Source organism: Armatimonadia bacterium (genome assembly GCA_039679385.1).
GTDB lineage: Bacteria > Armatimonadota > Zipacnadia > Zipacnadales > JABUFB01 > JAJFTQ01.
In genome coordinates this window covers 1-11161 of the sequence record JBDKVB010000161.1, presented here as the reverse complement: position 1 = coordinate 11161, position 11161 = coordinate 1, and the positions used below count along the sequence as shown (strand labels likewise).

The following is an 11161-nucleotide window of genomic DNA, read 5'->3' as shown; positions in this document are numbered from 1 at the left end:
CGTCGAGGGCCTGCATCACCTTGCCGAAGTCTGAATCAAAGCGGGCGATCTCGTCGTAGTAGCGAGCGAAGTCCTCGCGGACCAGCTTCGTGTCCGGGTAGTGCGCGGGTAAGGTCAGCTTCGTCGGATCGTGGGGCTCGGGGATCGCGTTCTTGTCCAGCGGCCGGTGGGGATCGTTGAAGCAGAGCTGCAGGACGAAGGGACGGTTCTTGGGAGCAAGGTCGAGGAACTCGCTGAACTGCGCGAGACAGTTCGGGCCGCCGCCGGCCTGCTTCACATAGTCCAGGCGATCGGCGAAGGTGCGCAGGTGGTACTTCTCAAAGGTGTTGTTCGTCTCAGCGGGCTCGCGCCCTGAGCCGTCGAGGTGATAGGTTCGCCCTGCAACGCCCGAGAAGTAGCCCGCGGCCTTGAGCAGCTCCGGGAAGACCTTGACCTCCCTGGGCAAGGGTGCGGAGAAGCGGGTCATGGCGATACCAACGGGAGAACGGCCCGACATGATCGCCGCTCGCGAGGGCACACACTGGGGGCAAGCCACATAGGCGCGGTCGAAGCGCATCCCCTGCGCCGCGAAGCGATCCAGATTCGGGGTGCGGATATCCGGGTTCCCATAGCAGCCCACGTGGGGAGCGCTGTGGTCGTCGGACAGCACCAGAAGGATATTGGGGGCCACGGTCGCGGTCTCCTGAGCGACGGCCTCGGTAGCGCCCAGAGGAAGGGCAGTCGCTGCCGCCGCCCCCAGACCGGCAACACGCAAGAAGTCACGACGGCTGGTGCGGAGGTCCTCAGTCTCTTTGGACATGCGATCACTCCTCGTCGCGGGTCTACCGACAGAGTCCGGGCATACAGGCGTGGGGTCAAAGCCGCAAGTGCACCTCACCCCCTGCCCCCTCTCCACGCAGTGGCGAGGGGGAGTCGAGCAACCGCGAGACGGGGTGAGGTACGCCGACCTCACCCTCAGAGCACTGCTGGGCCCCAACGGCACCAGCGGCCCTCTGATCTCCGTACGGAACGGAGCACCGCGCCACATGAGCGTGGGCTCAGCCGTGTGGGTACCTACCGTCCCCTCGCTGTAGTCATCTGCAAGGCGAAGTCGAGGGCGTCATGCAGGCTCTCCGGATTCGCCTGTCCCCGCCAGGCCTGATCGAAGGCGGTCCCGTGGTCCACCGACACCCGCAGGATCGGAAGCCCCAGCGTGACGTTGATCCCGGAGACCGAAGTCCACTGCCCGGTGCGGTCGTCGTAGTGGAAGCCCAGGAGCTTGACCGGGATGTGGCCCTGGTCGTGGTACTGGGCGATCACGGCGTCGAACCTCCCGCCAAGGGCGAGGCAGAAGATGGTGTCTGCGGGCAAGGGATCGGAGACGTCGAGGCCTTCCTTGCGGGCCGCCTCGACGGCGGGGAGGATCTGCTCGCGTTCCTCGTCGCCGAAGAGTCCGGCCTCACCGGCATGGGGGTTCAGCGCCGCCATTCCCAGACGCGGGGAGGCGATGCCCAGCGAAAGCAGGGCCTCATGCGCCAGACGAGTGACCTGCAGGATACGCTTGGTCCGGCAACGTGCAGCCGCCTCGTGAAGCGAGCAATGGGTGGTCACGTGGACCACCCGCAGGCCCTGTGCGACCAGCATCATCGCGCTGCTGGCGGCGCCGGTGAGGTCGCGGAAGATCTCGGTGTGACCGGCGTAGTGGTGACCGGCCAACTGGAGCGCGGTCTTGTGGAGAGGGTTGGTGACGACTGCGGCGACCTGTCCCGCGAGAGCTATCTGGATTGCGAGCTCGATAGACCGGAAGGCCGCCTCCCCACAGCGGGCATCGATCTGCGCCCGAGGGTACTCACCGGGTGCCAGGGTCGGTGGCTCAAGCACTGATAGGACGTCGGCAGGAGCACGAAGGGCCTCCTCAGGGGAGGCCACTGTCTCGACTCGGAGCGGGTTGCCCAGTAGGGCGGAAGCGTCCGTTAGGACCTGCGCCACACCGACGACGAGTGGGCAGACACGCTCGCGCAGCAGCGGATCGGCGAGGGCCTTCACCGTGATCTCGGGGCCAACTCCGGCCGGGTCACCCATCGTCACGGCGAGTACCGGCTTGTTCATGGGAGTATTCCTCGGTTCTACTGGTGCTCGAAGGACTGTGGATCGCTGAGCCACTGATAGGCCTGCAGCATCGTCCGGGCATGGCCGAAACCACCGGGCTTGGCAGCGAGTAGTCGCGTGCCGGTCGGCGTCGACAGCTCAGCGCCCACCACGCCGGGCTCCAACTCGCGACACAGGCGCAGCCACTGACCGCCCAGTCGCGAGCAGACCTCCCGGGCCGTCTCACCGCCGGTCACGAACAAGCGCGGGACGGGGCAGTCACGGTCGAGCGTCGCGAAGGCATCGCCCAGGAAGTCCAGGAGTTTCCGAGCGGCATCGGACTGGTCCTCGCCCGGCAGGAGGCTTGCGCCACGCCTCAGCCGTAACTGCACAAGAGCAAGCCCCGACCCGCGGAGGGCAGCGAGTGCCCGGCGCACGATCTCCGCACGGTAGCTATCGCCGGCCTCCTGATCGCGCAAGGCGGTCTCGGCATCGACCTCGACCCACTCGAAGCCGGCCTCATCGCGGAGCATCTCTGACTGAACCAGATTCGCCGGGTGGAGGCTCCCGCAGAGAAAGAGGCAGGGCCCCTGGGGCGCCTGCACTTCGGGCGGACCGACGGCGGTCCGGCCTGTGGACTGGGCCAGGGCCTGTGCCAGTCCCCCGGAGCCCACGAGAAGGACTTGGGGCATCCTGCGCGTGGCCTCGACCAGGCACACCAAGTCGGCCTCCGTCTCCGCATCGGCGAAGAGGAGGCGCTTGCCACGGTCGAAGGCGGCCCGCATCTGCTTCGCACACTCACGGGGACCGGCGCGGACGATGGCCAGGCTGAGGTACCCGGAGACGGGCTCATGCCCGACGGCCGCCACGGCCATCACTCGGGAGTCAGTCACCGGGGCCAGCATCTCATGCGCGAAGGGCGTCTCGGTGACCGGCCAGCCCTTGACCAGCAACTCGCCGTCAACCACCGTGCGACCTGCGGCGGGATTCGCCGGCGTGACAAGCAGCCGCAGGTCCGGACGGGCTGAGAGCACTGCGCCCAACTCGGCACTCAGGGGTCCGCGCAAGGTCGAGTCGATCTTCTTGTAGGCGAGAGTTCCGCCGCCGCGAGTGATGATTGCCAGGGCCTGTCGAAGGCGCTGAGCAGCCACCTCGGGGTCGCAGTTGCGCGTCTCCGTGGAGAGCACAATCACCGCCGCCGGCCAGGGGCAGGGCACGGACTCGGCGGTGCGGAGGCCACTCGGGACGCAGACCCCAAGCCCGGCCTTGAGGTACGCAGCACCGGCCTCGAGCGCACCGGTCATGTCGTCGGCGATGAGGTAACGCGTCACCATGCAGGGCCTCCGGTGCGGCCTCAGAACCGGACGGCGAACTTCACCACACGTTCGGGCTCGCGGCGAACCCAGCTCCAGACCTCCGGAGCTTCGTCGAGACTGAGGATGGGTTGGATCACGCCGGGCGCGGTGAGGATGCCCTTGCGCATCAGGCTGACCATGGCCTCGTGGGCGCGGTTCTCGTCCCAGCGCGGGTAGTCACGGGGCAGATTCGCCCAGCCGCAGCCATGAGGGACGACGAAGTTGAGGCGGTTGTGATGGGCCTCGCGTCCGAACCACACGGTATTCGCGGGGCCCTGGTAGAAGCCGGTCATGCAGACGGTGCCGCCGACCCGGGTGGAGCGAATCGCGGCATCCAGCGCGTGGTAGCTTCCGGCGGCCTCGATGGCGACGTCGACGCCCTGAGTTCCGGTGTGCTCGTGGATGACGAGGCCTGCGTCACAAGCGGTCGGATCGAGGGCTTCATCGGCGCCAAGACCGAGGGCGACCTCACGGCGGATTGCGAGAGGGTCGACGGCGAAGACCGCCTCGGCACCGCTGAGACGGGCCATGCGAACCGCAAGGAGGCCGATTGCGCCGAGGCCGACGACCGCGACGCTGTCGCCGAAGCGGACTCCGGACTCCCGCACGCTGTGGAAAGCCACGTAGGCAGGATCGAGGCAGAGGGCGACCTCGGGGTCGATGGTCCCGAGCTCCCAGAGCTTGCTCTCGTCGCGCACATTCGTCTCGCGGACGTCAAGGTAGCCAAAGACGTGGTCGCCCGGCTTCCAGCGCGTCACTCCGTCGGCGACTTCGGTGACGACGCCGACGCCGGTGCATCCGGCCATACCACGAGGCTGAGGCGCTGCGCCGGCCGGCGCCGGTTCGTTCTCGCGGAACAGGTGCCACTGCGGGTCGAAGTGGGCATCTCGCAAGGTGCTGCCCTCGGTCATGCCGAGGTTCGTGCCGTGCTTGGCGGAGGCGATTTCGGTGCGGATCCGAACCTGGCCCGGGGCCAGTTCGGGCTCGTCGTAGTCGACAATCCCCAACTCAGAGGGGGCGATGAAGGCAAGACGTCGTGGCATGGTGTTCTCCCAGGAAGTGTTGGACCTGCGTTGTCGGTGATGGCAAGAGGAAGCAGTATCGGATAAGCGACGCGGGAACTGCTTCGCCCCACCCCGCGAGTACACCTGCCGGACTGTGACTGCTTGGGGGCTCGCTGCGAAGGGACCGACGTTGCGGAGGCGGAAATAGGGACCCAGAGCGATCCCCCAGGCTCAGCGTCGGAGTGTCGTCGTTGCGGGCCTGGGAGCGCGATGTGAGGAGGTACGAGGAATGCAGTACACAAGGCTGGGCAAGACCGGTGTGCGTGTGTCGCGGCTGTGCTTCGGCACGATGTCCTTCGGCGGAGACGCGGACGATCAGACTTCAGCGACGATGTTCGCCCGGTGTCGTGAGGCGGGGATCAACTTCTTCGATTGCGCCAACATCTACTCCTTCGGCCTCGCCGAGGAGATCCTCGGCCGCCTTATGAAGGGGTGCCGCGACGAGCTGGTCATCACCTCCAAGGTCGGCTTCACCATGGACGATGGTCGCGTCGGCCCGGGACTGGCACGCCGGACGATCATGATGTCGGTGGAGGACTCGTTGCGACGGCTGGGCACCGACCGGCTCGATATTCTGTTCTGTCATCATAGTGACCCCGAAACGCCGGTGGACGAGACCTTGCGTGCCCTGGAGGACCTGATTCGTCAGGGCAAGGTACTCTACGCCGGAGTCAGCAACTGGACCGCCGGGCAGATTGCGCGAGCACTGGGACGTGCAGAGACGCTGGGGCTTTCGGGGCTTCACGTGGTGCAGCCGATGTACAACCTGGCGAAGCGGACGGCGGAGATCGAGATTCTGCCGCTGGCGGCCTCGGAGGATCTGGGCGTCATCACCTACAGCCCCCTGGGCGGCGGGCTTCTCACCGGCAAGTACAGCCGGACAGCCAAAGACGCCGCCGGGCGTCTGGCGACCAACGAGCGCTATGCGGTACGGTATGCCGACGAGGAGCACTACGCGCTCGCGGAGCGGTTCGTGGAGTATAGCCGGGAGGCAGGAGTGTCGCCGGTTACCCTGGCAGTAGCCTGGGTCAAGGCGAACCCGGCCGTCACGGCGCCCATCATCGGCGCGCGGAATCTCGAGCAACTGGAGCCGTCGCTGGCTGCGGGAGACTATGAGATGTCGGAGGAGCAGTGGGAAGCCATCTCTGCTCTGACGCCGCCTGTACCGCTGCCGACCGACCGAGAGGAAGAGCGGGCGTAGTCTTGGAGAGCCACCCAATCGCAGGAGCAAGGAGCTGCAGATACCATGACGCAATCCACCGACTGCCGGACCCTGGTCCTCGCCGGGACCTACACGAAGAACTACCCCTGTGAGGGCATCTACGTCTATGAGATGGAGCCGGAGACCGGAGGGCTGGAGCTGCTGGCCACCGCAGGCGGTATCCCAAGCCCGACCTACCTGGCCCTGTCCGCCGATCTTCGCTACCTCTACGCGCCCAGTAACGTCGGCAAGAACGCCGTTGTGGCTGCCTACGCCTTCGATGCGACCACGGGCGCGCTGTCGCTGCTCAACACCCAGCCGGCGCAGGGCACCGTTCCCTGCTATGTCACCCTCGACGCCACCGGGAAGTGGGTGCTGACGGCCAACTACGGCGACGGCAGCGCGGCTGTGTATCCCAGGGAACCTGACGGTCGCCTGGGAGAAGCCGCCTGCGTGGTTCGCCACCAGGGCTCCAGCGCTAATCCCCGCCGGCAGGAGGGACCACACGCCCACTCGATCACCGTCGATCCGGCGAACCGGTTCGTGTTCGTGGCGGACCTCGGGATCGACCGAGTGATGGTCTACGAACTTAACGCCGCCACGGGGGCGCTAACGCCCGCTGCAGTGCCCTATGTGGAGGTTCACGCCGGAGCAGGTCCGCGGCACTTCGTGTTCCACCCATCGCAGCGGTTCGCGTACCTGATCAACGAACTGGACAGCACCCTGATAGCCTTTGCCTACGACGCCGAGACCGGTCGGCTCGACCATCTGCAGACGGTGCCGGGTCTGCCAGAGGGGTATGAGGGCACAAGCTGGGCGGCCGATCTGCACCTGGACCCGGCTGGTCGCTTTCTGTATGGTTCGAACCGTGGGCACGACAGCATCGTCGTCAACTCTATCGACCCGGCGAAGGGGTCGCTCTGCCTCGTCGGCCACGTACCCAGCGGGGGGAAGACTCCCCGCGGTTTCGCACTGTCTCCCGATGGACGCTTCCTGATCTGTGCGAATCAGGATACCGATAACCTGGTCACCTTCACTCTCGACCCGCAGACGGGCCTACCCGAGGCGACAGGTCTCGAAGTGACCGTGCCTGCGCCGGTGTGTGTCAAGTTCGTGCAGGTTCGAGTGGTCTGAGAACAGGGCTCACAGGCCCCCGGCGACGGCGTGTCGCCCTTGACGTATCTTGCGAAGACGGGCAAGATAGTCGCTTGAGAACACGCTTTGCCGCCGGGCGAACTCCTGGGTGTCAGGGGAGCGGCCCGTGCGCTGGAGTGTATGTCATGCCGCAAGAATTTGTTCGAGGGGTAATCATGATCGGACTAGCTCTAGGCACTCTCACGACTGCCGAGGTGCCGCTGCCACGCCCTGCGGTGATCCCGCAGCCTCAGCAGATCGCAATCGGTCCCGGGGGCTTCGTCTTCGGACCGGACACCATCATCGCCTATCATCCACAGATCGAGGGCTCGGAGACCGTCGCCCAGTACCTGCAGGCGGTCCTCAGTCCTGCCACCGGGTTCGAACTGCCCATAAAGCGCATCCAGGGCATGCGTCGCCTTCCGACGAAGGCTGTCGTCATGCTGCCCGGCGGAACGCAGGAGGCTCTCGGAGACGAGGGCTACCAGATGAAGGTTGACACCCGGCGGGTTCTGATTGAGGCCCAGACCGCCGCGGGGTTGTTCTACGGCACACAGACCCTGCGACAGCTCCTCCCGCCGGAGGTCTTCGCGAACACCAAGCAGACCGGGCCCGAGTGGATGGTTCCGGCGTCGCGGATCGTGGACAAGCCCAGCTATGCCTGGCGCGGCCTGATGCTGGACGTGGGCCGCCATTACATGCCGGTGGAGTTCGTCAAGAAGACCATCGACCTGCTGGCCCTCCACAAGATGAATGTCCTGCACTGGCACCTCACCGAGGACCAGGGCTGGCGCCTCGAGATCAAGAAGTACCCGCGGCTGACCGAGGTCGGCTCGGTGCGCAGGGAATCGCCGGTCAAGGGGAACCGCAAGGAAGGCGACGGCACGCCCTATGGCCCGTTCTTCTACACGCAGGAGGAGGTTCGGGAGATCGTTGCCTACGCGGCCGAACGTCACGTGACGGTCGTGCCGGAGATCGAGATGCCGGGTCACGCCCTCGGCGCCCTGGTGGCCTATCCGGAGTTGTCCTGCACCGGCGGGCCCTTTGAGGTTCGCACGCGCTGGGGCATTGAGGACGATATCTACTGCGCCGGCAAGGAAGAGGTCTTCCAGTTCGTCGAGGACGTACTCACCGAGGTGCTGGACCTCTTCCCGAGCACCTTCATCCACATCGGCGGCGACGAGGCCCCGAAGGCACGCTGGAAGGAATGCCCTCGCTGCCAGGCGCGTATGAAGGCTGAGGGTCTCAAGGACGAGCACGAACTGCAGAGCTACTTCATCCGCCGCATCGACAAGTTCCTGACGGAGAAGGGCCGGCGGCTGATCGGCTGGGACGAGATCCTCGAAGGAGGACTGGCTTCGGGGGCCGCGGTCATGTCATGGCGGGGAATCGGCGGCGGAGTTGCGGCCGCAAACGCCGGCCACGATGTGGTGATGACGCCGACCACGCACTGCTACCTGGACTATGCCCAGGCTCGTGGCTCCGACGAGCCCGAGGCCATCGGCGGCTACCTGCCGCTGTCCGTGGTCTACTCCTACGAGCCGACGCCGTCCCAGCTCTCCCCTGCTCAGCACCAGTATGTTGTGGGTGTCCAGGGGAACCTGTGGACCGAGTACATGCACACGCCGGAGGAGGTGGAGTACTTCGGCTTCCCGCGAGCCTGTGCCCTGGCCGAGATCGGCTGGACGCCGTCGCAACTGAAGGACTACGCGTCCTTCCGCGAGCGCCTCGTGACGCACCTCAAACGCCTGGACCAGATGCAGGTGAACTACCGCCGCCTGACACCCGAGCCGCAGGTAGTGGCACGCTGGACGCCGGGAGATGCCGGTGAAGAGTGGCACGAGCGGGAGTGGGACATCACCTCAGCGGTGAGGGAGCCGGGCGACTATCGCGTCACCTTCATGTTCACGCACGGTACCCATCGGTTCGACATCGAGGGCGTCGCGATGGAAGTCAACGGAACCCCGGTAGGACGCGATGACCATAGCGGTTCGTCCGGCGCCCGACACCGGAACAACGCCTACAGCTTTGATGTAGCCCAGGTGATTCCCGGCGGCCGCTACACACTCCGCGCACGAGTGCGGACCGACGGCGGCTTCGACTCCAACGGGGAGATCTACGTCGAGACGGTGAAGTAGGCGCGTCGCGGCGCGAAGCTCGGTAGCAAACACACAGAGGGGGTGCTGCAAGAGTGATCTTGCGGCACCCCCTTCTCGCTTGCGGCGCAGGGCCGACAGAGGCTGAGAGGCCTGCTGTCGAGGCCGCTGGGACTACAGCCCGGCAGGGTCAGGCCAGATGGAGGTGAGCTCGAAGACTTCGAGCGTGGTGCACACTGCACGGCCGCCGGTCGCGGTGACACTGATCCCCTGGGCGTCCTCGGCAGGGATCACCGCCACCGGCATGTACACGGAACCTCCCTGGGCGAAGATCTCGAGGGAGGTGCGGTCGACGAGGATCTCGAGCAGCAGCATGTCACCCACCGGTTCGGCGTGGGCGGTGCAATCGCCGCACTTCAGCTCCCTGGTCTGGACGTCGTAGACCAAGGGCACGCCGCGGATCCGCAGCCCGACTTGCTTGCACTCCTCGAGGGTGATCTGCAAATCGACATGAAACAGATCGCCCTGCAGACCCGGCAAGGGCTTCTCCTCGTCAGCCAACTCGAGGCCGGTGAAGTCGTGCTTGCGCCCGTGGATCCCGGCGATCTCAGCTACCGGGTTCGCGAACATGCGGACACCCTCGGGCGTGGTGTGCAGCGTTAGCTCGACGGGGAAGTCCATCATCTGGTTGAAGGGCATGCCGGGCGACGCCATGCGTCCCCAGGCAATCTGGATGCGGCGACCATCCTCGGCGGGGAGGTCGGAGAAGGTCTGGGAGGCGTAGAAGCCGTTGCCGTAGTTGAAGCGGTGCTTGCCCGACCGCATCGTGAAGGTCTTGCCGTCGAAGTCGCCCAGCGCGTAGGCGCCATCGGCTGCATAGAGCACCCAGGGGGTGTTGGCCGGGTTGCCATCGACCGCCAGTGGGAAGAACTCCGGGCACTCGTAGTACCCGTCGACGCGGCTGGCGAAGGTCCAGGTCTTGAGGTCGGATGAGGTGTAGAAGGCGATGCCCTTCGACTCGCCCTGTTCGTCGTAGACTGCCATGATCCAACTGTGGGTCGGCTCGTGCCACAGGACCTTCGGATCGCGGCCCTTGTTGGTGACGACGGGATTGCCCTTGTAGTCCGTGAAGGTGCGACCGCAGTCGTTGCTGTAGGCGATGCACTGACCGCGCCCGGTGCTGGTGTAGGCGGCGACGATGGCCTTCTCGGACCCCGTCTGGAAGCCACCGGTGTTCTGCCGGTCGACGACGGCACTGCCGGAGAAGGCCCAGTCGCCGAACTCCCGCGGGTAGAGGGCGATGGGAAGCTCCTCCCAGTGAACCAGGTCGGGGCTTACGGCATGGCCCCAGTGCATGTTCCCCCAACCCCAACCGTAGGGGTTGTGCTGGTAGAAGAGGTGGTATTCGCCCTTGTAGTACACGAGGCCGTTGGGATCGTTGTTCCAGCCGCGCCGGGTGCTGAAGTGGAACTGCGGCCGCAGCTTCTCGCGGTACAGGTTCTCGGCCCCGCGAAGGGTGTCGTCCTGGCTGAGGAGCTCCAGGGCACCCAACTCCTGGTCGGTCAGGCCAAGATGCAGCACGGCCTGCTGTCCCTTGAAGGCGCTCACGTCGAGGAAGACCCAGAAGTCGGGATCGGAGACTGCCAACTCGATCTCGAACTCGCGCACGGTCCGCCCGGCGACCTCAAGCCTCACGCGCCGTTTGTCTGCGCCGGTCTTCACAGGAAGGTTCAGGTAGCGCTTGGTCAGGGTGAGCTGCATGGTGCGAGGAACCTCCTCAAGAGATGCAGACGTCTGGAGGATGTGGTCGATGTTGACATGGCCCCATCCGCCACGACGGGAATCTACAATCTGTATAACGGCCTCCTTGCCCTGGAGGTCCATTATGTTCCAGGAGCGCCAGGCCAGTCGCTCGCTACCGCCCGGACGGTCGTTGGGACCGGTGGCGGTGCGGACCACCCGGCCGTCGACCAGGAGGTTGATGCAGGTCTCACCGGGGTACAGGCCGCCGCCGATGAGGAAGCTGATCCACGGGCGCTGAATCCTGAGGGGCGGGCTGGTGAGGGTTCCGGTAGACCCATCGCCGCCCCAGTAGCTGTTCACGAGGCCCTTGCCGCGGAAGCCGGTCACGGGCATCTGGTTGGGCAAGGTGCCACGGGCCGGACCTGGACCAAAGGCGGTCCCCTCGGTCTTCCAGTCGCCGTAGTCCGCGCCCTCGAAGTCGGCCACGAGCAGGTCTTCCTC

General features: G+C 66.0%; 8 protein-coding genes. 3 read left to right on the top strand and 5 right to left on the bottom strand.

What is annotated here, in order from left to right; genetic code table 11:
* The 4 genes from ABFE16_18875 to ABFE16_18860 all read right to left on the bottom strand — a co-directional run.
* The coding region (locus ABFE16_18875; protein ID MEN6347362.1) for a sulfatase-like hydrolase/transferase at positions 1-799 on the bottom strand (799 nt) is incomplete at its 3' end.
* A gap of 254 nt (positions 800-1053) precedes the next feature.
* Positions 1054-2088 (bottom strand): 4-hydroxythreonine-4-phosphate dehydrogenase PdxA, encoded by a 1035-nt coding sequence (gene pdxA, locus ABFE16_18870; GenBank protein ID MEN6347361.1) that lies wholly within the window; start codon positions 2086-2088, stop codon positions 1054-1056.
* 17 nt (positions 2089-2105) lie between these two features.
* Positions 2106-3401 (bottom strand): four-carbon acid sugar kinase family protein, encoded by a 1296-nt coding sequence (locus tag ABFE16_18865; GenBank protein ID MEN6347360.1) that lies wholly within the window; start codon positions 3399-3401, stop codon positions 2106-2108.
* 20 nt (positions 3402-3421) lie between these two features.
* Entirely contained in the window at positions 3422-4465 is a 1044-nt protein-coding gene (locus tag ABFE16_18860; GenBank protein MEN6347359.1) for a zinc-binding alcohol dehydrogenase, read from the bottom strand.
* Between the two features lie 250 nt (positions 4466-4715).
* On the opposite strand from ABFE16_18860, the gene ABFE16_18855 reads away from it, so the two are divergent.
* The 3 genes from ABFE16_18855 (at position 4716) to ABFE16_18845 (ending at position 8959) form a co-directional block, all read left to right on the top strand.
* A complete protein-coding gene (locus ABFE16_18855; protein MEN6347358.1) occupies positions 4716-5687 on the top strand; it encodes an aldo/keto reductase in 972 nt (323 codons plus the stop codon).
* Between the two features lie 45 nt (positions 5688-5732).
* Positions 5733-6821 carry a lactonase family protein gene (locus ABFE16_18850; protein ID MEN6347357.1) on the top strand — a complete coding sequence of 363 codons (1089 nt, stop codon included), beginning with the start codon at positions 5733-5735 and terminating at the stop codon, positions 6819-6821.
* Between the two features lie 176 nt (positions 6822-6997).
* Complete coding sequence (locus tag ABFE16_18845; protein ID MEN6347356.1) at positions 6998-8959, top strand: beta-N-acetylhexosaminidase; 1962 nt, start codon at positions 6998-7000, stop codon at positions 8957-8959.
* Between the two features lie 132 nt (positions 8960-9091).
* On the opposite strand, the gene ABFE16_18840 is transcribed toward ABFE16_18845, so the two are convergent.
* A partial coding sequence (locus tag ABFE16_18840) for a GH32 C-terminal domain-containing protein (protein MEN6347355.1) occupies positions 9092-11161 on the bottom strand: 2070 nt, incomplete at its 5' end.

What these genes read in the sequence shown, in the direction of transcription:
- pdxA (MEN6347361.1), bottom strand. Translation starts at nt 2,088, where the DNA reads ATGAACAAGCCGGTACTCGCCGTGACGATGGGTGACCCGGCCGGAGTT.
- ABFE16_18865 (MEN6347360.1), bottom strand. Translation starts at nt 3,401, where the DNA reads ATGGTGACGCGTTACCTCATCGCCGACGACATGACCGGTGCGCTCGAG.
- ABFE16_18860 (MEN6347359.1), bottom strand. Translation starts at nt 4,465, where the DNA reads ATGCCACGACGTCTTGCCTTCATCGCCCCCTCTGAGTTGGGGATTGTC.
- ABFE16_18855 (MEN6347358.1), top strand. Translation starts at nt 4,716, where the DNA reads ATGCAGTACACAAGGCTGGGCAAGACCGGTGTGCGTGTGTCGCGGCTG.
- ABFE16_18850 (MEN6347357.1), top strand. Translation starts at nt 5,733, where the DNA reads ATGACGCAATCCACCGACTGCCGGACCCTGGTCCTCGCCGGGACCTAC.
- ABFE16_18845 (MEN6347356.1), top strand. Translation starts at nt 6,998, where the DNA reads ATGATCGGACTAGCTCTAGGCACTCTCACGACTGCCGAGGTGCCGCTG.